Below are 23,167 nucleotides of genomic sequence, written 5' to 3'. Positions count from 1 at the left end.
GGCTTTATGACCGAGCAACGACTGCTGACGCCCGACGAGTTCGACGCGGCGCTGCGCGCGAAAGGCGCGTTCTATCACATTCACCACCCTTATCACATCGCCATGCATAACGGCGAGGCGACCCGCGAGCAGATCCAGGGCTGGGTGGCGAACCGGTTCTATTACCAGACCAGCATTCCCATCAAGGACGCCGCCATTATGGCGAACTGTCCGCACCCGGAAGTGCGCCGCCAGTGGGTGCAGCGCATTCTCGACCACGACGGCTATGACGGCAGCGAAGGCGGTATTGAAGCCTGGCTGCGTCTTGGCGAGGCGGTCGGGCTGTCACGCGAGTCGCTGCTCTCTGAAGAGCGCGTGCTGCCGGGCGTGCGCTTCGCGGTGGACGCCTATGTAAACTTCGCCCGCCGCGCCTGCTGGGAAGAGGCCGCGTGCAGTTCGCTGACCGAGCTGTTCGCCCCGCAGATCCACCAGGCGCGTCTCGACAGCTGGCCGCAGCACTACACCTGGATTGAAGCGGAAGGCTATGACTACTTCCGCAGCCGCTTAAGCCAGGCGCGACGCGATGTGGAGCACGGGCTTTCGCTCGCGCTGGAGTACTGCAACACGATGGAGCGCCAGCAGCGAATGCTGGAGATTTTGCAGTTTAAGCTCGACATCCTCTGGAGCATGCTCGACGCCATGACCATGGCCTATACGCTGGACAGAGCCCCTTATCACACCGTCACCCGCGAGGCGGTGTGGCACAAACGGAGACTGGTCTGATGCAGCCTGAACGCCATCATATTCCGCAATTTCGCCGCGGTTACCGCCTGCAATGGGAAGAGGCGCAGAACACGCATGTGATCCTCTACCCGGAAGGCATGGCAAAACTGAACGAGAGCGCCGCCGCCATTCTGCAACTGGTGGACGGTCAGCAGACCGCGGGCGCGATAATCGACACGCTGGAAGCGCGCTTCCCCGAAGCCGCCCCGCTGACCGACGACGTGCTGGGCTTTCTGGGCCTCGCGTATCAACAAAAATGGGTGATTTTCCGTGAGTGACGCGAAACCGGTGAACCCGCCGCTGTGGCTGCTGGCGGAGCTGACCTATCGCTGCCCGCTGCAATGCCCGTATTGCTCAAACCCGCTCGATTTCGCCGCCCAGGAGAATGAGCTGACGACGGCGCAGTGGATTGACGTCTTTCGCCAGGCGCGCGCCATGGGCGCGGTGCAGCTCGGCTTTTCCGGCGGCGAGCCGCTGGTGCGTAAAGATCTGCCGGAGCTTATCGCCGCCGCGCGCGGCATGGGCTTTTACACCAATCTGATCACGTCCGGCATCGGGCTTACCGAAAAAAAACTCCAGACCTTCGCCGACGCCGGGCTGGATCATATTCAGATAAGCTTCCAGGCGAGCGACGAGACGCTGAACGCGGCGCTGGCGGGCAACGAAAAAGCCTTCCACCAGAAGCTCGCGATGGCGAAAGCGGTGAAAGCGCTCGGTTACCCGATGGTGCTGAACTTCGTGCTGCACCGCCACAACATCGACCAGATCGACCGCATTATCGAGCTTGCCATTCAGCTGGACGCAGACGACGTGGAACTCGCCACCTGCCAGTTTTACGGCTGGGCGCACCTGAACCGCGAAGGGCTGCTGCCGACCCGCGAGCAGATCGCGCGCGCCGAAGAAGTAGTGAAACACTACCGCGAGAAAATGGCCGACACCGGCAATCTCGCTAACCTGCTGTTTGTGACGCCAGATTATTATGAAGAGCGCCCGAAAGGCTGCATGGGCGGCTGGGGCGCGATTTTCCTCTCCGTCACGCCGGAGGGCACCGCGCTGCCGTGCCACAGCGCGCGCCAGCTGCCGGTGAAATTCCCGTCGGTGCTGGAGCAGCCGCTGTCGCACATCTGGTATGAATCGTTCGGGTTTAACCGCTACCGCGGCAATGACTGGATGCCGGAGCCGTGCCGCTCCTGCCCGGAAAAAGAGCAGGATTTCGGCGGCTGCCGCTGCCAGGCATTTATGCTGACCGGCGATGCGGCCAACGCCGACCCGGTATGCAGTAAATCGCCGCATCACGGCACGATCCTCGCCGCGCGCGAGGCGGCCAACCGTACGCAGATGGGCATTGGCGATCTGCGGTTTCGCAACCGCGCCAACTCACAACTCATTTTCAAAACGCCGCAATGATCCAAACGCGCAGGCTTGAAAGCGGTATCACGATCACGCTTATCCACCAGCCGCAGGCCACACAGGCCGCGGCGCTGTGGCGCGTGAACGCGGGCAGCCTGCACGAGCCGGATTCGTGGCCGGGGCTCGCGCATCTGCTGGAGCATATGCTGTTTCGCGAAAGCGAAGGCTACCGGGATGACGAGCGCCTGATGCGCTGGGTGCCGGACCAGGGCGGGCGGCTTAACGCCTCCACCCGGCTGTGCCAGACCGCGTTTTTCTTTGAAGTGCCTGCGCAGGCGCTCGCGCCCGGACTTTCGCGCCTGACTGATATGCTTGCCGCGCCCCGCTTTACGCCAGCGGCGCTGATGCAGGAGGCGCAGGTGATCGACGCCGAATACCGGCTGCTGGCGCAGGACGCCGCCACCCGGCGCGAGGCGGCGCTGCTGGCGTTAATGGCGGGCGATGCGCGTCTCACGCGGCTGCGCATCGGCAATAAGACAGCCTTCGGCGAAGATCCGGCGCGGCTGCGCGCGGCACTGACAGCCTTTCATGAGCGGCACTATCACGCCGGGAACCTGCACCTGTGGCTCTGCGGCCCGCAATCGCTGGAGACGCTGGAGGCGCTTGCCTGCGAGGCCGCCGCGCATATCCGGCCGGGGGTAACCGCGCCGCTCGCGATCGACGCCCGCACGGGCGCATCGGGCGCGCTGGCGCAACCGGGCTTTGCGCAACTGGCGCTGAGCTTTTTGCTGCCCGCCGCCGTGCGACCGGCCCTGCGCCTGCTGGAGCAGTGCCTGCGCAGCGAAGCGCCCGGCGGGCTGATGGCCGCGCTGCGCGCGCAGACGCTCGTCGATGACGCCACGCTTGAGGCCGATGCGCTGGATGACGACACGCTCTGGCTGCGGTTTTCCTTCGCGCTCGCCAGTGACGCCGTGAACCCGGCGCACGTGGAGGCGCTGGCGCGCCAGTGGATAGCGGCGCTTGCCGCGCTGCCGGAGGACGCGCTTTCGCCGCTGCTGCGCCTCGCCGAAGAAGACGTTAAATCACTCGCGCCGATGGATCATCTGCGCGCCTGCGCGTTTGGCCTGCCGCCGGTGGAGGGCACCGCGCTGCGCCCGCTACTGGCGGCACTCCTGGCCCAGCGCCCGACGCGCCTGTGGCTCTCTCCTGAAGTGCACGGCGCGACGGTGACGACCCAGGGGCTGACGCTCACGACGGGCGATTTCCCGGCTGCGCCGGATGACGCGCCGCCTGTGACACCCTTTGCGCCCGCGCCGCACTTTCCCCCGCCGCTCGCCGTGGCGCTGCCGGGCGACAGCGCGTCGCTGGCATGGTGGCCGGAAGCGGAGAGCATTACGCTGACGCTTGAGCCCGCGCCGGGCACGCTGGTCAGCGATCGTCGCGGCATGGAGCTGCTCGCGCGTCTGCGCCCGCTGTGCGACCGGGCGCGCCTGAGCGGCGGCGCGCTGCGCATCGCCCCTGTTGAGGGGCGCTGGCGCATCGCGCTTTGCGGCGACGAGGCGCTGATGATGATGCTGGTGACCGAGATGATGACGTACCTGTGGGAGCCGGATGAGCGCTACAGCGCCGAAGCCGAAAGGCTGGCGGCGCGCGCGCAGGCGCAGGAAGATCAGGCCATCGCGGTACGCCGGTTGCTGGCGCAGCTTCCCCGCGAGCTGATGATGGCGACAGGCGGGCCCAGAGCGCAGGCGTGGCAGGCTACACTCGACGGCGGCGGCCCGCTGCTGCGCGACGCGCTCGCGCGCCGCTTAAGCGATTTCCCCTTCCCGCTCGTCACCCCGAAACCGCCACGCCCGCTGCCCGCGCCGCACCGTTTTACCCTGCCTGCGAACGGCGCCGACAGCGCCCTGCTCCTTTTCGTGCCGCTTGTGGCCTCGCAGCGCGAGGCCGCCACCGCGCTCCAGGCGCCGTTTTTCCAGCATATGCGGGTGGAGAAAAATATCGGTTACGTGGCGCAGTGCCAGTGGCACACCTGCGCAGGCTACGAAGGGCTGCTGGCGCTGTTGCAGTCGCCGCATCTTTCCCCCGATGCGCTGTTGCAGGAAACCACCGCGTTTTTTGAACGCCAGGGTGACGCCTGGCGCGCCGTTACGCAAAAAGCGTGGGTGGGCAGTGCGGCGGGAGAAGGCGGGGAGCGTTAACTTAATATAATTCTGAATAATATATTCCGATTCCCCCCCAAAAAAACTTCGTTGATGACGAATAACCCCCCCTTTTTATTATTCTTTAATCATTGATCTACATCATGAGCTTATTGAATAAAATAATCAAAATAGACCCAGAAAGACTGGGATTAATTCATATAATAAAAACAACATTCAGAATGATTCATTCATCTGCATTGCAAATATTATTCATCAAACACAATCACCATAATTTTATTTTTAAGCTATATAATTCACACAGGAAATAACAATGAGGCATTATCATAAACCACGTACTTTTAGATTAACCGACTCTGTCGGCGCATGTGGTTCAAATAACTTCGAGGATGTTGCAAAGATTCAAAAAAACATTATTGAGGCTGGTTACAGTCGGAACACTGGCCGCAATATAAAGCGTGATGGTAAATGCTCTGCTGACACGATAGAGGCTATCAGATGGTATCAGCGATTTTTGAATATTTCTGTTACTGGCCTGGTTAATCCCACTGATATCTGGTTTCTTGAGGCTATGGAGAATGCTTCTTCTTCGAGACGAAACCATTTAAGCAGTGGCGTCTTATCAGTAAGAGAAGGGCAACTTACGTTTGATTATGAAGGCATAGATTATATTACTGCCGTTGATCCTTTCCGACAGCCAACTCGTATGCCGTGCTTTTCTCGTATATTACATCATCCCAGCATTGGTGCAGGTGTAACGATAGGCCGTGGCTATGATATGAAAAAGAGAAGCGCAGGAGAAATATTATTTACTTTAAGACACGCAGGAATCGAAGAATATAAATCGCAGATTTGTGCTAAAGCCTCTTTTTTATCTGGTGAAAAAGCCTCTTCTTTTATTGAGCTTTATGGACCACTGGTTGGTGAGATAACACATCAACAGCAAATAAGGCTTTTTGAATTATCTTATAAGGAAAAAAAGGATTATGCAAAAAACTTTTATAACCGTAGCGTTGCTGATATAAAAAATGCACTTAGCTGGGAACAGATAGAGTTAAGGATTCGCGACGTATTTGTAGATACCATTTACCAGGGAAACAACACCGCGAATGAAATGGCAATAATTATAGCTAAAGGCCAAAGCAGAAGTGATATTATAGACTATCTTCGCAATGACATTTATCAGAAAAAAGACGCTCAAAGACTGGCCCTAAGGCTGAGGTATCTTCAGTGAAAAGATTCTTATTTTTAATCAGTTTATGCTCGTTATACGTGACAGCCGCTGCGACTCCTCTACATCACCCGGACGTTGAGCGCTGCATAAAACAGTATGGTGAAAATAGTGATGAATGCCTGGGCACGCTAAACGATCGTTCTCAGCGAGCGTTAAACAATGCTTTTGAAGCGAAACTCAGCGAGATTAACGCTTTCGATTTTACCCGATGGTGGAGAGGCACTCAGGCGCAAAAAGACCAGATGATTTCCACGCTTAAGAAGAATCAAGCGGCCTGGCTGTCGTACCGGGATGACTATTGCGGGCTGGTGACAACCGCCGATCAAGGAACCCATGCCTTCAGCGAGAATATGCTGAGTTGCATCCTGAATATGAATAGCGAACGGGAAAAAGCGTTATTGGCGATTCAGCCAGCCCCGGCAGAATAATGGGGCTTTGTTGATTGGGTAAATCTAAAAAGAAAACGTATTTCTAAGGAACGGAAATGAATAAACGCCTCTTTATCGCGTTCGCAGGCCGCGCCAGACGAGTTGCCCGCGCCCGTGCGGGCCGCGGTGCAGTTTAACCAGTGGTACGTTGCGGCGTTAAGCCAGGGCAAAGCGCCGCTGAGCGACTACGCCGGGCTGAGCCGTTATGTCACGTCCGGCACCCTTCAAAAACTTAAAGCGCAGGCGACCTTAGCTCCGAATGAATATGACGTCCCGGACGTGGATATGTTTATTAAGGCGCAGGGCGTGGGCGATGACTGGCAGCAGATAACCGCCGTCGCCAGCGATGTCGATGCGGCCTGCGAGCAGGTCTATATCGCGTTTGGCGAAAAACAGGATCACATGGTGATTGATTGCATGGTCAAAGAAGGGAATGCCTGGAAAGTGCAGTCGGTGGCGAATGTGGCGCTTTCGCGTAATCTCCCCCGCCCGTCGCCATGATAAAACCGCCTCCGCAGAGGCGGTTGCGCAGGCTTATTTCTTAAGATTCACCTGATAAAAAATATGTTTGCCGAACGGATCGACTTCATAACCGGTGACGTTTTTGCGGACCGGCTCGAAGATCGTCGAGTGGGCGATCATCACGGCGGGCATTTGATCGTGCATCATCTGCTGCGCCTCACGATAGAGCGCTTCACGCTTCGGACGATCGCTGGTGGCTTTCGCCTCGCTGATAAGCTTATCGAACGGCGCATAGCACCACTTCGCGGAGTTCGAGCCACCGTTGGCGGACTGGCAGGTAAAGAGCGGGCCGAAGAAGTTATCCGGGTCGCCGGTCGCGGTCGTCCAGCCCATCAGCGCCGCCTGGTGCTCGCCGCCTTTCACGCGTTTTAAATATTCGCCCCACTCATAGGTGACGATGTGCGCCTTGACGCCGATTTTCGCCCAGTCGGCCTGGATCATCTCCGCCATGCGTTTGGCGTTCGGGTTATAGGGCCGCTGCACCGGCATCGCCCAGAGATCGATACTGAAGCCATCCGGCATCCCCGCCGCTTTCAGCAGCGTTTTGGCCTGCTCCGGCGCGTAGTCGTAGTCTTTAAGCCCCTGATCCGCGCTCCAGACGCCCGGCGGCAGAAGGTTTTTCGCGGCCGTCCCGGTGCCCTGGAAAACGGCGTTAATGATCGCGGGCTTGTTGATGGCCATCGCCAGCGCCTGGCGCACTTTGACGTTATCGAGCGGCGGTTTCTGGGTATTGAACGCGAGAAAGCCGGTGTTCAGCCCCGATTTGCTCATCAGCGTGAGATCCGGGTTTTGCTTCATGCGCGGCAGATCCGCCGGGTTGGGGAACGGCATCACCTGGCATTCGTTTTTCTCAAGTTTGGCGTAGCGCACCGAGGCGTCCGGGGTGATGCTGAACACCAGCCGGTCGAGCTTCGCTTTGCCCTGCCAGTACTGGTCAAACGCCGTAAACAGGATGCGTGAATCTTTCTGGTACTGCGCGAGTTTAAACGGCCCGGTGCCGATCGGATCCATGTCCACGCGCTCCGGCGTGCCGGCTTTGAGCATCGCGTCGGCATATTCCGCCGACAGAATAGACGCGAAATACCAGCCGAGATCCGCCACGAACGGCGCCTCCGGGTGGGCCAGCGTAAAGCGCACGGTGTGATCATCTACTTTATCGATAGCCGTGATGAGCTTGCCGAACTCCAGGCTTTCAAAATTGGAGTAGTTGCCGTTCGAGACGTTGTGATACGGGTGTTTCGGATCCTTCTGGCGCATAAACGAGAAGATGACGTCGTCGGCGTTGAAATCGCGCGTCGGTTTGAAATATTTATTGCTCTGGAATTTCACGCCCTTGCGCAGATGGAAGGTGTACGTTTTACCGTCGTCGCTGACCTCCCAGCGCTCCGCCAGGCTCGGCACGAGTTCGGTGGTGCCAGTTTTAAAATCCACCAGGCGGTTATAGACCGGCACGGCGCTGGCATCGACGCTGGTGCCGGAGGTATACAACTGCGGGTTGAAGTTCTCCGGCGAGCCCTCAGAGCAATACACCAGCGTGCTCGCGCCTGCCGCGGCGCTGGTGGTGAGGGCGGCGAGCGCCAGCGCGTGAATCGTGTGCTTGCTAATCATCGTAATTCCTTTATGTTTTTTATTTCGTGCCAAAGGATTCTGATTCTTCGTCACTTCATCAATAACATTAAAATCACAACGCAAACACCTGATAACACAAATAAAGAAGGATCCACCATGCCATCACCGCTCGGCAGTCAATTAACCCGCCGCTTTTTTCGCTACCTGGCAATCACCAGCCAGAGTGATGCGTCCGCCACCACGTTGCCCAGCACGCCGGGCCAGCACGAGATGGCCCGCACCCTCGCCGATGAGCTGCAAACACTGGGTCTCACGCAGATTGTTATTGATGAACACGCGACCGTCACCGCTGTTAAAAAGGGCACGGTGCCGGGCGCGCCGCGCATCGGTTTTATCACGCATATCGATACCGTGGACGTCGGATTGTCACCGGAGATTCATCCACAGATCCTCACGTTTACCGGTGAAGATCTCTGCCTGAACGCCAGAGAAGATATCTGGCTGCGCGTGGCGGAGCGCCCGGAGATAGCCGCTTACCCGAACGAAGAGATTATTTTCAGCGACGGCACCAGCGTGCTGGGCGCGGATAATAAAGCGGCGGTGACGGTGGTGATGACGCTACTGGAGAACCTGACGCCTGAGATGCGCCACGGCGATATCGTGGTGGCGTTTGTGCCGGATGAAGAGATTGGCCTGCGCGGCGCGAAGGCGCTGGATCTCGCGCGCTTTGACGTGGATTTCGCCTATACCATCGACTGCTGCGAGCTGGGCGAAGTGGTCTATGAGAACTTTAACGCGGCGCAGGCTGAGATCCGCTTTACCGGCGTGACGGCGCACCCGATGGCTTCGAAAGGCGTGCTGGTGAACCCGCTGCTGATGGCGACCGATTTTATCAGCCACTTTGACCGCCAGGAGACGCCGGAGCACACCGCCGGGCGCGAAGGCTATGTGTGGTTTAACGGCATGCAGGCGAGCCAGAACAGCGCGACGCTGAACGCCAGCATTCGCGATTTTGACCTCCAGGCCTTTGAGCGCCGTAAACAGCAGCTACATGACGTGGCGGAAAAAATCGCCGCCGCGCACCCGACCGCGAAAGTGGAAATCACCATCAGCGACGTTTACAGCAATATCAGCAACGCGATTGGCGACGATCGCCGCCCGATTGACCTGATTTACCAGGCGCTGGAGGCGCTCGACATTGCGCCGAAAACCATTCCGATGCGCGGCGGCACCGACGGCGCGGCGCTCTCCGCGAAAGGCCTGTTAACGCCGAACTTCTTTACCGGCGCGCATAACTTCCATTCGCGCTTTGAGTTTCTGCCGATGAAATCGTTTGAGGCGTCGTATAACGTGGCGCTGAAGATCTGTTTGCTGGCGGCGGCGTAACCAGGTAAAAGGCCGGGAGACCGGCTTTTTATCGGGATGGGGGTAGATTAACCATAAAGCCAGTGGCCCGCCTTTGCGGATTCAGCAAGCATACGCAACGTTAATGGCGCTGGCGCAACGCGCTTTACGCGCATTGAGGCAGGAAGCAAAACGTTCGGGATCCAGCCCGGCTCGACCGGCCAGTATTTCAGAAGACTGAAACCTGCTTTATCGACATTAAACCGTGAAAAGTAATGCTCCATAATCTCTTCTCCCGTTTCTACCACCCAGGGATGTTCGCCCGAGGTCAGGCACGTGTCTAAATCCAGCTTCCAGGGTTTTCCTGAAATAAAAGATTTCCCGTTCCATGTTTCTCTGTACCAGTCAAGAACGGCCTGTTCGGCCTCTTCTTTATTCATCATTATTCATCTTACAGAGGCTTCATAATATTTATTAAACAAATAACCCGCAGCAAAATGAAACTATAAAAAGCATTCATAAGATGTATAACCGATTCCATTAACAGCATCCACTAATAGCGTTAGCATTGAATGCTGAGCGGTATAATACCCATTTAAAGGATGACAGGAATCATATTTTTATTCACTCCCGCTGCCTAGCATCCCGGACATAAAGGATAGGCAGGCAGGGAGAAAAATATGCCAAAACGTCATTACCCCAACCCGAGGGTATTCAGACTCACAGGTTCGGTTGGCTTCTGCGGAACGAATAATCCGGATGAAGTTAAAACACTGCAAAAACTCATCGCCGATGCGGGTTACAGTCAAACGACGGGGCGATACATTACCGTAAATGGACGCTGTGATTTGCAAACGCAGGAAGCTATTTACTGGTATCAGCGCTTACTGAATATGAAACCATCCGGGCTGATTCATCCGGTTGATTACTGGTTTATGCACGCCCTGCATGAAGCCACGACGCCCCGCTGGCGGCCACGGCATGTCGCCGGGCCATTACATGTTAGAGAAGGCCAGTTTACATTTGACAATGAAGGGGTTGACTACATCACAGCAGTTGAGCCGTTTCGTCAACCTCAGCATATGCCATTTTTCTCACGTATTTTGCACTGGCCACCTAAAGGCTTATCTGGTGTTACTCTAGGCAGAGGTTACGATATGGGTGGCCGTAGCGCTGGTGAAATATTAGCGACTCTACGGTATGCAGGTATTGAAGAATACAAAGCTCAGATTTGCGCAAAAGCAAGCGGCCTGAAAGGCAACAGTGCCAGGCAGTTCGTAAAAGTTTACGGACCATTTGTTGGTGAGATTACACATCAACAGCAAATTCGTTTATTCGAAGCGGTTTACCCTGAATATGTTAAACTCGCGAAATATTATTACAATAGTTACACGAATGGTCGCATCATTATTCCAGACGCAGTACTATGGGGAAGTCTCGATCGTAAAATAAGAGAAGTTTTTATTGATATTACATATCAAGGTGTGGAAGATATTGCAACACTAACAGCCTGCATAGCCAAAAACAGCAGAAGTGAGTTGATATCATTTATCAGGAGCAGTGGATACTATATGCCATTTGAAGAAAACCGGAATAGAATAGGATATTTGAGATGAGATTATTAGCTGCCCTGTTTATCCTCCTGCTTCTTATAACCTCTGGCGCTCAAGCTGTTTCTTTTAAATTTGGTAAAGAATTAGCTCCCTGCTTTTCTCTGCCGGAATATGCAGAAAACGGGAAAAGCCAGTCAGAGTGCAAAGCGCAGGCGAGAGAACGTTCTGATGAGGCGCTCAGTAAAGCCATTGAACGGCTCTATAAAGCGATTGATAACAATTATGACGTTCCCTTCAAATTAAACGATTTGGGAGGCGTGACGATGAGCGCCGTCTTCCGGGAAAGGTTTGCACGCTCACAGGCGCTCTGGCTGCAATCCAGAGAGGCATTCTGTGCGGCGCGCGCTTCTCTTGTCGGGGAATGGGCACCCACGCAGTACGACATTGAGACTCAATGTGTTATCGACATGAATCATGCACGGCAGCATGAAATTGAAAGTCTTTACGGGCTAACTCCCTGATAGTTACGCTCTCTACAGACTGCGTGTAACGCCGGGATAAAGGATAAAAGTAAAGGAATTACCGCAATGAGAAAAACCGTCTTTCTCGTTTCCACGCTTTTGATCAGCCACACGTTAATGGCTGCCGATCAGAAAGATATTACCGCGGATAACGCTGTCGACCAGTGCTTAGATAAGTATTACGAATTCAGTAGCGAGTGTCTGGAAGATCTCAATGAGAAAACCGAAGCCGAACTCACAAAGGCGTATGAGACGAAGCTTAAATCGCTGGAGCGAGTTGATTACACCAAATGGTGGATGGGCGATGAAGACCGTAAAAAAAGGATGATTGAGGCCTTTCGCAAAAGCCAGCATGACTGGCTGACCTACCGGGACGGTTACTGCGACGTAGCGACTACCGCAGCGCAGGGTACTCACTTTCTCGGTGCGGCGTCGGTAGGCTGTAACATTAATATGAACAAACGGCGCATCAAAGAGATACAGTTGACAGAGGTTGAGACGACACGGTGAAGAACCCTGGCTACCCTTGCTAACGCGTCTGGCAGGGTGACAGATTTTTATTATAAAGAGACGCCGGTTAAAGGCGGCTACGCACAGTAGAATGGCGGTATTCAGGGTTCAGGCTCAAGACGAAAAGTAAGGGATTTACTGCAATGAAAAAAATCGTTTTTATCATTTCTGTGCTGCTGGTCAGCTACGCTTCGCTGGCGGCTGAGACAGCAAACGTAATAAGAAACGACGAAGTGAAAGCCTGCGAAGATCAATATGGCGACGAGAACATCGAATGCTTAGCTGACATTGATGATAAATCCACCGGGGCGCTCAATAAGGCTTATGCGGACAAGCTTAAAGAGATGGAGAACTTTGATTACACTAAATGGTGGATGGGCGATGAAGACCGTAAAAAACGGATGATTGAATTATTCAAAAGAAGCCAGGCCGAATGGCTCAAATATCGTGATGATTATTGCGGCGTTGCAGTGACAGAAGCAGCGAGCACGCACTACCTTGGGAATGCCGCCACGGCGTGTAACATCAATATGAACAGACAGCGTATTAAAGAAATACAAATGCTTCACACAACGAGCCTGGAATAAAGGTGTTTAATCTCTTCCTGATTATTACATTGTACTGGCGCACCAGATAAACAAAGGCCGGGAACCCCCGGCCTTTTTGTCAGTTCAGCGACATGACGTGCTGCCCGGCCCAGTCTTCATAGCCCTCCCCGGTGCGCACAAAACAGGGCGCTCTCACAAATTCCACCAGATGATTCACGAGATCAAACAGCAGCCCCGTGAGCGTTTCCGCCATTTCCGGCGGGTGCGCGCGGCTTATTAACGCCATGTTCAGCGCTTTACAGTAGCGGCTCAGCATCTGCGCGTCGCTGCCGATGCAGAACGGCACCTCTGAAGGGAGCGAATCGGCCGTCAGTGAGGCAAACAGATGCGCCGGCACTGGTCTGTCGAGCGCGGCGGCGAGGGATTCCAGCATCAGCGCCAGTCTCCCGGCCAGCGCCAGAAACAGCGTCGCGTCCTTGCACTCAATCAGCTCGCTGACCGTTTCTTCACACAGCGTGGCGAGCGTGAAAAAATCCATTTCCGCCGTGATCGGCCCTTCGCACAGCGTATGCAGGCTCAACATTCTGGAATGCGCCGACGGCGGCATCGGGGTGGCGGGAGCGTTCAGATTGAGATTATGGCCCTCATTTTCAGGGCGTGCGGGTGTGTTACTATTGACGTTAGCCATAGCGTTAGTCCTATTAACGTTTGTGGTCAGAGGCCCGGAAGTGTTGGCGCACTTTCGGGTCTCGCTTATTGAGCGGTAGGCTCAATGACAAACAGAATACGCTATTTGGTTAGGGCACCCAATAAAAAAGGGTGTGTTATTAAAGACGGGATGGATAAATAAGAGAAAGTTTAGAGTGATGTGAGATTGCAGAATGAGCTATTCACTCTATATATACAGAGTGAATTAATTATTTAAAGATAAAATAACAAGAACACTAATAAATCATCTTTTGAGGTTATGAAGATCAGAAAAGCATCCTGTTCTGCCCTCAGCATTAAACATAATAAACAATAAGTAATGCCGGTTTGCTTACATTCATTTTTCCATTTTGCCAGCCCAATGAAACTTCCGCTGACGTCAGATCATTCAGTAAGAAATGAGGCGGAGACTCGTTATAGTCCTGTCATCAGTCGTTAATGATTTTACTGATATGAACGCTATCAGTGAACCCACTCTCATCTAGACACTCATCTCAAAATAGTCCATTAAAGCTTTCGATAAACCCGTTCTAGGCTTACCCATTTAATAATCCGGAGTTCAACGCCATGATCAAGTACTCGCTCGCCCAGCGCCAGGCAAGTAAACTCTGCGATGATCTGTTCTGTTCATTGCTGGATAGCTACGAAAAAACGCAATACTGTCCAGAATACAAGTGGTCTCAATGTCTGATATAACGCAGTCAATAGGATAGTGGAGGTGTTATATGGCAGCATATTTGACCTATATCACGAATAACATGAATTAAAATTTAATCTTTTATCAAATACGAGTAACTTCATATGTGCTTACCTATCAAAGGGCTGAAATGCTATGAAAACAAGGTCTTTTTCTATTTTTTTGCTTAAAGAAGGCTACAACGCACAGAATTCCCTTAAACCCGATCATCAACTTCTCGATGACTTTCAGGCTCAAAATCTTCCTGAAGGTGCAAGTTTATTTATTTCTGACAGATTTAGAACAACTCCGTGGTGGGTGAATTACTTCTCAATTCGCGGAGATTTGGAGCAAGAAAATAAGGGAGCGTTAATCTTTCTTCCAGTTAGAGGTCGATGTTTCGCTCTAACTTTTGGCCACATGTATCATAATCTGCTTGATGTTTCATATGAGTATGATTTTGGTCTTAAAGTAACATTAAACAGCCTTGAACCTAAAGAGTTAAAAAGCGCTGACATAGTGGATCCCGGTGCATCAAGAAGGAAAAGAATGCAAGTTCCTATCATGTCTGACTTAACATATTTGGATTTTGACAGTAATAGTGAGATTTTAAAAAGCTTAACAGGAAAGGTTAAACCGCAATATGAAGAACTATTTAAAAATGCGACCGGTTCTACAAGTTTAAAGGTAGGGTTAAAATTAGAACCGGAGGAGCTTATAGATTTATGTGAGCAGCTATTAGATTTATATTCCAGCAATGAATATTTAGAGTCTTTCCCTAATATACAAAAAATAGTTCCGGAAAAGGACCCCCTACAAATAAAAAGATTAGACGCTTCACTCTTAGAGGCATTTATAAATAAAAGCAGTGAATTATCTTTATCCATTCCGGACATTGTTGATTATAGCGACAACATATATTGCATATTCAAAGGAAGAAAAGGAATATCCCCAATATATACTAACATTAGTCTTGATGATTTTTATGAATATTTAGGAGAGATTGATTTAAATACTTTTGATATAGAAAAAATAAAAAAATTTTCATTAAACCTTTGCAATGAAGAAGGTAGTACAACTAAAACATATAACATCTATAGAGCCTTTATTTATGATATTCACTTTGACGATGAGGGAGTTGTTTATCATCTTTGCGAAGGAGAATGGTATAAGGTTGATAAAGATTATTTAGTGACTTTAAAAAATTATATCGATCATAGATGTGAGAACACCTCACTTCCACCTTATGATCACGATAACATAGCTGCAAACATGAGAAGCTATAGTGAAGAAAACTACAATGAAGATGTTGCGCGTAGTTCTCCAACACATATATGTCTTGATCAAACAGATATCAGCCCTGATGGCTATACGCAAATAGAGCCTTGTGACATAATTAGCTATAACGGAGATACATGCATTTTTCATCATATAAAAATATCCTCACGCTCATCTCAACTTAGTCATCTCTTTAATCAGGGTGTCAACTCCATAGAGTTGTTAATTCTAGAAAAGCAAAGTAAAGATAAATTAAAGATTCTAATTGAAAAAAAAGCTCAACATCGAGATTTAGATAGTTTTAAGCGCGTAGTTGATGGAAATAATTATAAAGTAGTATTTGGTATAATCACAAAAAAACCAGCAGCTTCTAAATCTGAAAATCTTCCTCTTTTTTCTAAAATAAGCCTAATGAGAAGCTTAAGAGCACTCGCTCTTTACCGTACGGAAGGTGTAGTAAGTTTTATAGAAGATAAAAGCCCTCCTAAAGAAAGTTTTAGTAAATATCCACGTATTACAGTAGTCGTATCTCTTAATGCAAGCGGTAAGAATGAGGTTCTTGTAGATAAAAATCAAATTTTTCCACAAGGGAAGAAAGTGATGAGATGCTCTCAAGAAATAACTAATAGCCCTATCGGCTCAAAATATATGATTTATGTAAAAGAAAATAAAAAAGGAGATCTTAGCACAAGTCACGCTTGGGAAAGCGAAAGAATTTAGATAAACAAATAGATATATTAACAGAAACGAAAAAAATAGCCCCGAAATTTAAACGGGGCTTCTTGTGCCAGACTTAAACAAATGAATGTTAACTCGCTAGATGTTATTTATTAACTAGTTTTATTCTAAGATTATCAGCCACCGTAGCTATGCCATCTTCACAAACGAAGGGAGAAAGTTCCGGTAGCCCTAACGTAACGCTCTCAAACACTGCATAAAGAGCCATGTAAATAGACTATTTTTATTTGAATGTTTTTTTGAGATACAGGCCTTGTTATGTTGATGCTGATATTCCTCAGGTATCATATTATTCAGCTATCCGTGCGAGCATACGTTGTCATATTCTGATAGCCATCGCTACTTCATTTCCCGTACTTCAATTAGGGCTCTGGACAGATAAAAAACCATTATTTCAGTACGATACGTTTGGTTAAAACGTTCTATAAAAACACTCTAAGTAGGTTTCCACAGTTTGATAAATTACAGGGTTACAGCATTCAACTCTCCCATCCTGCTAATCTCATAGCGATAAAAATCTGGGCCACTACCCATGCGTAGAATTATCAGATAGATGCTGTTATCTGCTATCCAATCGAGTTCACCTTGGTGGATTGCTTGCCGGAGAAGCTCTAAATATGAATGGCACGATTACACGGGATACTTACACCAGGACAGGCATAAATCAAAGCGATACGGAAACTAATGTCCCAAATATGTCTCATGGATGAAATGAAGAGGAAAGACCAGAGGTTAAGTGCTTGATTTAAGTGGTGCCGATAATAGGAGTCGAACCTACGACCTTCGCATTACGAATGCGCTGCTCTACCAACTGAGCTATATCGGCCCTGAGGAAGGGTGTGCGTGAGCACGGGGTAAGAGGTTATGAAAAAGTGGGTGATGCGTCAATGCCCTTGCGATTCAAGCGGCGATTTTTGCATCACCCGGCCCTCCGTTAAGCACGAATCGTATCGTCGCCGTAGCCGATCCACTTGTAGGTGGTCAGCGCTTCGAGGCCCATCGGGCCGCGGGCGTGAAGCTTCTGCGTGCTGACGGCCACTTCGGCGCCAAGACCAAACTGCCCGCCGTCGGTAAAGCGCGTCGAGGCGTTCACGTACACCGCAGACGAATCCACTTCATTCACAAAACGGTCGGCGTGGCGCAGCGTACGGGTGAGAATGGCGTCTGAATGCTGGGTGCCGTGCTCGCGAATATGCGCGATGGCCTCGTCGATGCCTGCCACCAGCTTCACGTTAAGATCGAGCGACAGCCATTCGTCGTCGAACGCTTCCGGCTTCACCGCCACAGCGGTCGCCGGGCCGCCGGAAAGCAGCGCCAGCGCGCGCTCGTCGGCGTGCAGCGTCACGCCGCGCTCATGCATCGCACGGCTCAGTTCCGGCAGGAAACGTTCTGCAATGGCCTCATGCACCAGCAGCGTCTCCACCGTGTTACAGGTGCTCGGGCGCTGGGTTTTGGCATTGGTGATGATGTTCAGCGCAGGCGCGAATTCCGCCGTTTCATCAATGAAAATATGGCACACGCCGATGCCGCCGGTGATAACCGGAATGGTCGACTGCTCGCGGCAGAGCTTGTGCAGCCCTGCCCCGCCGCGCGGGATCAGCATGTCGATGTATTTGTCCATGCGCAGCATTTCACTGACGAGCGCGCGGTCCGGGCTTTCGATGGCCTGAACGGCCGCAGCGGGCAGGCCGCACTCTTCCAGCGCTTTCTGGATAACGTTGACGGTCGCCGCGTTGGTGCGCCAGGTCTCTTTGCCGCCTCTGAGGATCGCCGCATTGCTGGTTTTCAGGCACAGCGAGGCGACATCCACCGTCACGTTCGGGCGCGCTTCATAAATCACGCCGACCACGCCGAGCGGCACGCGGCGACGCTCGATGCGCAGGCCGCTTTCCAGCAGGCCGCCGTCAATCACCTGTCCTACCGGATCGGCCAGCTGACACACCTGGCGCACGTCGTTCGCAATGGCGTGTAAACGCGGCGGGTTGAGCGCCAGGCGGTCTAATAGCGCCTCGCTCAGCCCGCTGCGGCGCGCCTCCAGCAGATCCTGCTCGTTAGCGAGTAAAATCGCTTCGGCGTTCGCTTCTAAATAGTCGGCGATTTTCTCCAGCACGCGATTTTTCTCGCGCGAGGAGAGCAGCGCCATCTGATATGAGGCGGCTTTAGCCGCCTGGCCCATCTGCTCCAGCATGGCAGGCTCCTTATTGGGTGATCATGTCGTCGCGGTGAACCGCTACCGGGCCATATTCATAGCCGAGAATGGCGTCAATTTGCTGCGAGTGGTGTCCGGCGATGCGGCGCAGCGCGTCGCTGTTATAGCGGGAGACGCCGTGAGCGATGTCGCGCCCTTCCAGATTACGGATGCGAATCACTTCGCCGCGCGAAAAGTTGCCGGTCACGCTTTTAATGCCTTTTGGCAGCAACGAACTGCCGCGCTCCAGAATGGCCGACTGCGCGCCCTCGTCGACGGTGATTTCGCCTGCGGGCGGCGCGCCGAAAATCCAGCGCTTGCGGTTCTCAAGCGGCGTCTGCTGCGGATGGAAGCGCGTGCCGACCGGCAGCCCTTCGATAACATCGTTAATCACGCCCGGCTTGCTGCCCGCCGCAATCACGGTTTCGATACCCGCGCGGCCCGCGACGTCCGCGGCCTGAAGCTTGGTGCCCATGCCGCCGGTGCCAAGCCCGGAGACGCTGTCGCCCGCAATCGCGCGCAGCGTGTCGTCGATGCCGTAAACATCCTGAATCAGCTCGGCCTGCGGGTTGTTGCGCGGGTCGGCGGTGAAGAGGCCCTGCTGGTCGGTCAGCAGCAGCAGTTTATCGGCGCCCGCCAGAATTGCCGCCAGCGCCGAGAGATTATCGTTATCGCCGACTTTGATTTCCGCCGTGGCGACCGCGTCGTTTTCGTTAATCACCGGCACGATGCGGTTGTCCAGCAGCGCGGTGAGCGTGTCGCGCGCGTTCAGGAAGCGCTCGCGATCTTCCATATCCGCGCGAGTCAGCAGCATCTGCCCCACGTGGATGCCGTAAATTGAAAAAAGCTGTTCCCAGAGCTGGATCAGGCGGCTCTGCCCGACGGCCGCCAGCAACTGCTTGGAGGCGATGGTCGCCGGCAGTTCCGGGTAGCCCAGGTGCTCGCGCCCGGCGGCAATCGCCCCGGACGTGACAATCACAATACGATGCCCGGCGGCGTGTTGCTGCGCGCACTGGCGCACCAGTTCGACAATATGGGCGCGATTCAGGCGGCGGGAGCCGCCGGTCAGGACGCTGGTCCCCAGTTTCACCACCAGGGTCTGGCTGTTACTCATGATGTTTTGCCGTATCAACGAAATTGGAAAAATTAAACCCAAAACGACGTTGTAACAGGAGAGCGCGCCCTTGCCAACTCCTGGCCGGAAAAACCGCACGCCGCGCAGGCGAACCGGCAAGCATAGCGGCGGATTTTGATAGTTTTATTACCGTTTACGAAAAATATATCTTTTTAAAATTTATCTTACTTTGTCATATTTTTTTCATATCCGACCGTTAAAACCCATCTTGTTTTTTCACAGGTCTTTGACCCGCGAATTTTAGCGCGTAAATAATGATTGGGATTAATGATGAAAAAGAGCACTCTGGCATTAGTGGTGATGGGTATTGTTGCGTCTTCTGCTGTTCAGGCCGCAGAGGTGTTTAATAAAGACGGAAATAAAGTCAATATTTATGGTCGCGTAAAAGCCATGCATTATATGAGCGACGACGCGAGCAACGACGGCGATAAAACTTACGCGCGTCTGGGCTTCAAAGGCGAAACGCAGGTCAACAGCGACCTGACCGGTTACGGCCAGTGGGAATATGAGATCGCCGGCAACCGCGCCGAAAACGACGGCTCCCAGAAAACGCGTCTGGCGTTCGCGGGTCTGAAAGTAAAAGATTTTGGCTCGCTGGATTACGGCCGCAACCTGGGCGCCCTGTATGACGTGGAAGCCTGGACCGATATGTTCCCGGAATTCGGCGGCGACTCCTCCGCGAAAACCGATAACTTCATGACCAAACGTACCTCCGGCGTCGCGACCTACCGTAACACCGATTTCTTCGGCGCTGTCGACGGCCTGAACATGACCCTGCAATACCAGGGCAAAAACGAGCGCTCTGATTACTCCACCGCGAACGGCGACGGCTTCGGCACCTCGCTGACCTATGACTTCGGCGGCAGCGATTTCGTGCTGGGCGGCGCTTATACCACCTCTGACCGTACTAACGTGCAGGAGCTGAAAGCCCTGGGCGGCGGCGAGCGCGCTGATGCCTGGGCCGCTGGCGCGAAGTATGACGCCAATAACCTGTACCTGGCGGTAATGTATTCTGAAACCCGCAACATGACCCCGATTAAAGGCGCTGTCGCCGCCGATCAGGGCTTTGCCAACAAAACTCAGAACTTCGAAGCCGTGGTCCAGTACCAGTTCGACTTCGGTCTGCGTCCATCCCTCGGCTACGTGATGCAGAAAGGCAAAGATATCGAAAACGGTATCGGCGACCAGGATCTGGTGAATTATGTTGACGTGGGCGCGACCTACTACTTCAACAAAAATATGTCCGCGTTTGTGGATTACAAAATTAACCAGATTGATGAAGACGACGTGACGCGTCGCCTGAAAATTTCTACCGACGACATCGTTGCTGTCGGCCTGAACTATCAGTTCTGATTAATCTCAGGCGTGGAAATACGCCGCGCCTGAATAAAAACTGTGGCTACGAAAAAAATAACCCCGCATCGGCGGGGTTATTTTTTATGCGTTATTTAAGTATTAACTGAAATGCGGCTTATGCAGAAAGCTTCAGATCTTCTGTTACCGGCTCCAGTTTTAAATCCATCGAGGCGAGCAGCGCGCGCAGTCTTTCGTGAAAACCGCGCAGCGTTTGCGCCAGCTTTTCTTTGACCTCGTCCTCTTTGATAGGGACCACTGTCCAGTCGCCCTCTTTATCAAACAGGCCGAACTGCCAGGTGTAGGTGAAATGGTCTTCGTGCGCTTCCAGCTCCATCCACCAGCCCCAGAACTCACGCTTCTCCGGCGCTGGTTTGACGTTGACGCAAACAGCCAGGCAATCAAAGAAGAAGCGGTTGCCTTCACACTGCTCTTCCCGAATATACGGGCCAAGGGCAGTGAATTTCTTAATCATCCTGCTTTTCGGGTGTCCACTCGGTAACGTCATTGCGATCTCCTTTTGTGAAGCCATTGTTTTACCAAACCAATGGAAATTAGCCAATCATTAACGCAATTTATGGTTTACCCACCCGGAAATCTGATGCAGCGCTTTATCAAAGTTGCTGTATACCGGCGAAGTGGGGATCTCCAGCAGTTTACCGTCCACAGATGACGACACGATTAAACGCGCCTCCTCCTCCGGGCTGAAAATGTCGTTTTTCCAGTAGCCTGCGAGCATGGGCGTCGGGCATCGGCGGCCGAGCAGCCCCTGCGTTTTCAGCGAATAGCGGTTGAGCTCGACACGCAGCGCGTTATCCGAGGCGTCATACATGCCAAGACGGCTCGCCAGCACATCCATATACATCTCCGGCACCTGATTCTGACGCGCCGGATCGCTGAAGAGCTGATGCACTATCGGGCCGATGCACGCCACCGCCTTCAGACGCGGCGCCTCCAGATACGCAAGCCGCACCGCCACGTTCGCCCCGAAGCGGAAACCCAACGCCGCCACGCGGGTGTGATCGACCCACGGCAGGTTAGGCAGGGCCTGAAGCACATGCTGATGCAGCAGGCTGGAATCCTGCGTCAGCGTCCATTTGGACGACGCGCCGACCGACGGCATATCAATCGTGAGCATCGCGATGCCGAGCGGCGCGAAGTAACGCTCGAAAAGATTAAAGTAGTCGCTTTGCAGCGCGTCCAGCCCGCCGCAAATCAGAACGGTCGGGAAGGGCCCCTGCCCGCCTTTGGGAAGATGCAGAAAGCCGGTGATGGTCGCGCCGCCGGGGATCGGAAACTCCAGCTCGCGCAGTTCGCCGGAGAGCCGCGTGGCAGCTTCCTCATAAGCGCGGTTCGCCAGCACCTGCGCCTGCTCGGCGAGCGTATCGCCTTTGAGGTGCGGATAGGCGGCAATGCTGTAGAGCGTGGAAGCCATCAGCCAGGCCTTGCCAATGGCCTCTTCGTCGGTTTCCTGTCCGGCGCGCTGCTGCCACGCCATCGCCTGCTTCGACCACTCAAAAATCCAGTTGCCGCCGCGATAGCCGATGACGGTATCGTAATGAGACGGATCGGTGCGTTCAGCGTCGCTCAGTACGATACGCGACTGCACTTCAAGGATTTCCCGCGGATCGACGCCGCGCCAGACCCACATCAGCCGGTTAATCATGCGATACCACTGCGGCACCGTTTTGCCGTCCAGCGTGGACTGAATCACCGGAGGCGGCGCGTGCTGAAGACGACGCACCAGCGTCGAGGTTTCCGGGTATTTAAACCGCGGCTTAAACAGGGTTTCGCTCAGATTGGCCTGCGACATGCTTTCTGCCTCCGTAAAAACAGCACAAAAGATAATTGTACTCGCAGGCGGCGGATAAAAACAAAAACGCCCGGCAGTGCCGGGCGTAAAGATGCGTAAGGACGGGATTAACGGCCGGACAGCGGCGGTACGAAGACCACGCCCATATCCCAGGGCTGCTCGATCCAGGTGTCCTGCGGGATATCGATAACGTAGTCATCCACCAGCGGCTGGCCTGCCGGTTTAGCGAAAATCGTCACGAAGCGGGCTTTCGGGTACATCTCACGGATAGCCACTGCGGTGCCGCCGGTATCCACCAGGTCGTCCACCACGATAAAGCCTTCACCATCGCCTTCTGCGCGCTTGATAACTTTCAGTTCGCGCTGGTTGTCATGGTCGTAGCTGGAGATACAGACGGTATCGACGTGACGGATACCCAGTTCGCGCGCCAGCAGTGCGCCAGGCACCAGACCGCCGCGGCTGACGGCGATAATGCCTTTCCACTGATCGGCAGGCAGCAGGCGGCTCGCCAGCTTGCGCGCGTGGATCTGTAACATATCCCAGGTGACAACGTATTTTTCGCTCATGTGAAGTGTCCCGGCCAGTTTAAAAAACGGCTTAAAAAGTGTTCAGGGGGAAAATAGGTTGCGCGAGATTATAGAGATCTGAGCCGCTAAAAACCAGTGCCACGCGGCATGGGCCGTGGTTTTTACTCGCTTTGGTCTGCACGGCATAAAAGAAAGTGGTATTCTCGGGCTATTGCCCAGGCCCGTCTTGCGGCACATCACAACGATAA

The 23,167-nt window shown here is 53.3% G+C and carries 22 protein-coding genes and 1 tRNA gene; 14 read left to right on the top strand and 9 right to left on the bottom strand.

Going from position 1 to position 23,167, the window contains the following annotated elements; genetic code table 11:
* The first annotated feature begins 6 nt into the window (after positions 1-6).
* The 7 genes from pqqC (at position 7) to AACV31_RS12800 (ending at position 6,437) form a co-directional block, all read left to right on the top strand.
* On the top strand, positions 7-762 hold the full coding sequence (gene pqqC / locus AACV31_RS12830) for a pyrroloquinoline-quinone synthase PqqC (RefSeq protein ID WP_165153050.1): 756 nt from the start codon (positions 7-9) through the stop codon (positions 760-762).
* On the top strand, positions 762-1,040 hold the full coding sequence (gene pqqD, locus AACV31_RS12825) for a pyrroloquinoline quinone biosynthesis peptide chaperone PqqD (RefSeq protein ID WP_004387128.1): 279 nt from the start codon (positions 762-764) through the stop codon (positions 1,038-1,040). The genes pqqC and pqqD overlap by 1 nt, the downstream gene beginning before the upstream one ends.
* A complete protein-coding gene (gene pqqE / locus AACV31_RS12820) occupies positions 1,033-2,169 on the top strand; it encodes a pyrroloquinoline quinone biosynthesis protein PqqE (RefSeq protein ID WP_165153048.1) in 1,137 nt (378 codons plus the stop codon). The genes pqqD and pqqE overlap by 8 nt, the downstream gene beginning before the upstream one ends.
* A complete protein-coding gene (gene pqqF, locus AACV31_RS12815) occupies positions 2,166-4,313 on the top strand; it encodes a pyrroloquinoline quinone biosynthesis protein PqqF (RefSeq protein WP_165153046.1) in 2,148 nt (715 codons plus the stop codon). Before pqqE ends, pqqF begins: the two co-directional genes overlap by 4 nt.
* Positions 4,314-4,587: 274 nt before the next feature.
* Positions 4,588-5,508 (top strand): peptidoglycan-binding protein, encoded by a 921-nt coding sequence (locus tag AACV31_RS12810; RefSeq protein ID WP_185155281.1) that lies wholly within the window; start codon positions 4,588-4,590, stop codon positions 5,506-5,508.
* Positions 5,505-5,936 carry a lysozyme inhibitor LprI family protein gene (locus AACV31_RS12805; protein ID WP_255491211.1) on the top strand — a complete coding sequence of 144 codons (432 nt, stop codon included), beginning with the start codon at positions 5,505-5,507 and terminating at the stop codon, positions 5,934-5,936. Before AACV31_RS12810 ends, AACV31_RS12805 begins: the two co-directional genes overlap by 4 nt.
* Before the next feature lie 126 nt (positions 5,937-6,062).
* Positions 6,063-6,437 (top strand): DUF3828 domain-containing protein, encoded by a 375-nt coding sequence (locus AACV31_RS12800; RefSeq protein ID WP_255491210.1) that lies wholly within the window; start codon positions 6,063-6,065, stop codon positions 6,435-6,437.
* Between the two features lie 33 nt (positions 6,438-6,470).
* Here AACV31_RS12800 and AACV31_RS12795 read toward each other — a convergent pair whose 3' ends face one another.
* A complete protein-coding gene (locus AACV31_RS12795) occupies positions 6,471-8,066 on the bottom strand; it encodes an ABC transporter substrate-binding protein (RefSeq protein WP_165153044.1) in 1,596 nt (531 codons plus the stop codon).
* 117 nt (positions 8,067-8,183) lie between these two features.
* On the opposite strand from AACV31_RS12795, the gene pepT reads away from it, so the two are divergent.
* Positions 8,184-9,413, top strand: coding sequence for a peptidase T (gene pepT / locus AACV31_RS12790; protein ID WP_165153042.1), 1,230 nt, complete (start codon positions 8,184-8,186; stop codon positions 9,411-9,413).
* A 47-nt stretch (positions 9,414-9,460) separates the two neighbouring features.
* On the opposite strand, the gene AACV31_RS12785 is transcribed toward pepT, so the two are convergent.
* Complete coding sequence (locus AACV31_RS12785) at positions 9,461-9,814, bottom strand: DUF1493 family protein (protein WP_165153040.1); 354 nt, start codon at positions 9,812-9,814, stop codon at positions 9,461-9,463.
* A gap of 237 nt (positions 9,815-10,051) precedes the next feature.
* Between AACV31_RS12785 and AACV31_RS12780 the strand changes: the two genes are divergently transcribed.
* From AACV31_RS12780 to AACV31_RS12765, 4 genes are all read left to right on the top strand, one after another.
* Positions 10,052-10,987 carry a peptidoglycan-binding protein gene (locus AACV31_RS12780; RefSeq protein ID WP_165153038.1) on the top strand — a complete coding sequence of 312 codons (936 nt, stop codon included), beginning with the start codon at positions 10,052-10,054 and terminating at the stop codon, positions 10,985-10,987.
* Positions 10,984-11,445 (top strand): lysozyme inhibitor LprI family protein, encoded by a 462-nt coding sequence (locus tag AACV31_RS12775; protein ID WP_165153036.1) that lies wholly within the window; start codon positions 10,984-10,986, stop codon positions 11,443-11,445. The genes AACV31_RS12780 and AACV31_RS12775 overlap by 4 nt, the downstream gene beginning before the upstream one ends.
* A gap of 66 nt (positions 11,446-11,511) precedes the next feature.
* On the top strand, positions 11,512-11,955 hold the full coding sequence (locus AACV31_RS12770; protein ID WP_165153034.1) for a lysozyme inhibitor LprI family protein: 444 nt from the start codon (positions 11,512-11,514) through the stop codon (positions 11,953-11,955).
* A 143-nt stretch (positions 11,956-12,098) separates the two neighbouring features.
* Positions 12,099-12,542, top strand: coding sequence for a lysozyme inhibitor LprI family protein (locus AACV31_RS12765; protein ID WP_165153032.1), 444 nt, complete (start codon positions 12,099-12,101; stop codon positions 12,540-12,542).
* Between the two features lie 79 nt (positions 12,543-12,621).
* On the opposite strand, the gene AACV31_RS12760 is transcribed toward AACV31_RS12765, so the two are convergent.
* The gene (locus AACV31_RS12760; RefSeq protein WP_165153030.1) at positions 12,622-13,191 is read right to left on the bottom strand and encodes a hypothetical protein; all 570 of its coding nucleotides are present in this window, start codon (positions 13,189-13,191) and stop codon (positions 12,622-12,624) included.
* Between the two features lie 852 nt (positions 13,192-14,043).
* Here AACV31_RS12760 and AACV31_RS12750 point away from each other — a divergent pair.
* The gene (locus AACV31_RS12750) at positions 14,044-15,885 is read left to right on the top strand and encodes a TIGR04141 family sporadically distributed protein (RefSeq protein ID WP_165153028.1); all 1,842 of its coding nucleotides are present in this window, start codon (positions 14,044-14,046) and stop codon (positions 15,883-15,885) included.
* A gap of 768 nt (positions 15,886-16,653) precedes the next feature.
* Here the strand turns inward: AACV31_RS12750 and AACV31_RS12745 are convergent.
* The 3 genes from AACV31_RS12745 to proB form a co-directional block, all read right to left on the bottom strand.
* A tRNA-Thr gene (locus AACV31_RS12745) sits at positions 16,654-16,729 on the bottom strand.
* A 108-nt stretch (positions 16,730-16,837) separates the two neighbouring features.
* Positions 16,838-18,091 carry a glutamate-5-semialdehyde dehydrogenase gene (gene proA, locus AACV31_RS12740; protein WP_165153026.1) on the bottom strand — a complete coding sequence of 418 codons (1,254 nt, stop codon included), beginning with the start codon at positions 18,089-18,091 and terminating at the stop codon, positions 16,838-16,840.
* A gap of 10 nt (positions 18,092-18,101) precedes the next feature.
* On the bottom strand, positions 18,102-19,205 hold the full coding sequence (gene proB / locus AACV31_RS12735; RefSeq protein ID WP_004385346.1) for a glutamate 5-kinase: 1,104 nt from the start codon (positions 19,203-19,205) through the stop codon (positions 18,102-18,104).
* A 291-nt stretch (positions 19,206-19,496) separates the two neighbouring features.
* Between proB and phoE the strand changes: the two genes are divergently transcribed.
* Entirely contained in the window at positions 19,497-20,579 is a 1,083-nt protein-coding gene (phoE, locus tag AACV31_RS12730) for a phosphoporin PhoE (protein WP_075199743.1), read from the top strand.
* Between the two features lie 118 nt (positions 20,580-20,697).
* On the opposite strand, the gene crl is transcribed toward phoE, so the two are convergent.
* From crl to gpt, 3 genes are all read right to left on the bottom strand, one after another.
* Positions 20,698-21,087, bottom strand: coding sequence for a sigma factor-binding protein Crl (gene crl, locus AACV31_RS12725; protein WP_165153024.1), 390 nt, complete (start codon positions 21,085-21,087; stop codon positions 20,698-20,700).
* A 57-nt stretch (positions 21,088-21,144) separates the two neighbouring features.
* Positions 21,145-22,392, bottom strand: coding sequence for an esterase FrsA (gene frsA, locus AACV31_RS12720; protein ID WP_165153022.1), 1,248 nt, complete (start codon positions 22,390-22,392; stop codon positions 21,145-21,147).
* 107 nt (positions 22,393-22,499) lie between these two features.
* Positions 22,500-22,958 (bottom strand): xanthine phosphoribosyltransferase, encoded by a 459-nt coding sequence (gene gpt / locus AACV31_RS12715; protein WP_007698209.1) that lies wholly within the window; start codon positions 22,956-22,958, stop codon positions 22,500-22,502.
* Positions 22,959-23,167: the final 209 nt, after the last annotated feature.

Source organism: Cronobacter sp. EKM101R (assembly GCF_963888145.1).
Lineage (GTDB): Bacteria > Pseudomonadota > Gammaproteobacteria > Enterobacterales > Enterobacteriaceae > Cronobacter > Cronobacter turicensis.
Note: the sequence above shows the minus strand (reverse complement) of the source record. Positions and strands in the feature narration are given on the sequence as shown.

What these genes read in the sequence shown, in the direction of transcription:
- pqqC (WP_165153050.1), top strand. Translation starts at nt 7, where the DNA reads ATGACCGAGCAACGACTGCTGACGCCCGACGAGTTCGACGCGGCGCTG.
- pqqD (WP_004387128.1), top strand. Translation starts at nt 762, where the DNA reads ATGCAGCCTGAACGCCATCATATTCCGCAATTTCGCCGCGGTTACCGC.
- pqqF (WP_165153046.1), top strand. Translation starts at nt 2,166, where the DNA reads ATGATCCAAACGCGCAGGCTTGAAAGCGGTATCACGATCACGCTTATC.
- AACV31_RS12810 (WP_185155281.1), top strand. Translation starts at nt 4,588, where the DNA reads ATGAGGCATTATCATAAACCACGTACTTTTAGATTAACCGACTCTGTC.
- AACV31_RS12795 (WP_165153044.1), bottom strand. Translation starts at nt 8,066, where the DNA reads ATGATTAGCAAGCACACGATTCACGCGCTGGCGCTCGCCGCCCTCACC.
- pepT (WP_165153042.1), top strand. Translation starts at nt 8,184, where the DNA reads ATGCCATCACCGCTCGGCAGTCAATTAACCCGCCGCTTTTTTCGCTAC.
- AACV31_RS12785 (WP_165153040.1), bottom strand. Translation starts at nt 9,814, where the DNA reads ATGATGAATAAAGAAGAGGCCGAACAGGCCGTTCTTGACTGGTACAGA.
- AACV31_RS12780 (WP_165153038.1), top strand. Translation starts at nt 10,052, where the DNA reads ATGCCAAAACGTCATTACCCCAACCCGAGGGTATTCAGACTCACAGGT.
- AACV31_RS12775 (WP_165153036.1), top strand. Translation starts at nt 10,984, where the DNA reads ATGAGATTATTAGCTGCCCTGTTTATCCTCCTGCTTCTTATAACCTCT.
- AACV31_RS12770 (WP_165153034.1), top strand. Translation starts at nt 11,512, where the DNA reads ATGAGAAAAACCGTCTTTCTCGTTTCCACGCTTTTGATCAGCCACACG.
- AACV31_RS12765 (WP_165153032.1), top strand. Translation starts at nt 12,099, where the DNA reads ATGAAAAAAATCGTTTTTATCATTTCTGTGCTGCTGGTCAGCTACGCT.
- AACV31_RS12760 (WP_165153030.1), bottom strand. Translation starts at nt 13,191, where the DNA reads ATGGCTAACGTCAATAGTAACACACCCGCACGCCCTGAAAATGAGGGC.
- AACV31_RS12750 (WP_165153028.1), top strand. Translation starts at nt 14,044, where the DNA reads ATGAAAACAAGGTCTTTTTCTATTTTTTTGCTTAAAGAAGGCTACAAC.
- proA (WP_165153026.1), bottom strand. Translation starts at nt 18,091, where the DNA reads ATGCTGGAGCAGATGGGCCAGGCGGCTAAAGCCGCCTCATATCAGATG.
- proB (WP_004385346.1), bottom strand. Translation starts at nt 19,205, where the DNA reads ATGAGTAACAGCCAGACCCTGGTGGTGAAACTGGGGACCAGCGTCCTG.
- phoE (WP_075199743.1), top strand. Translation starts at nt 19,497, where the DNA reads ATGAAAAAGAGCACTCTGGCATTAGTGGTGATGGGTATTGTTGCGTCT.
- crl (WP_165153024.1), bottom strand. Translation starts at nt 21,087, where the DNA reads ATGACGTTACCGAGTGGACACCCGAAAAGCAGGATGATTAAGAAATTC.
- frsA (WP_165153022.1), bottom strand. Translation starts at nt 22,392, where the DNA reads ATGTCGCAGGCCAATCTGAGCGAAACCCTGTTTAAGCCGCGGTTTAAA.
- gpt (WP_007698209.1), bottom strand. Translation starts at nt 22,958, where the DNA reads ATGAGCGAAAAATACGTTGTCACCTGGGATATGTTACAGATCCACGCG.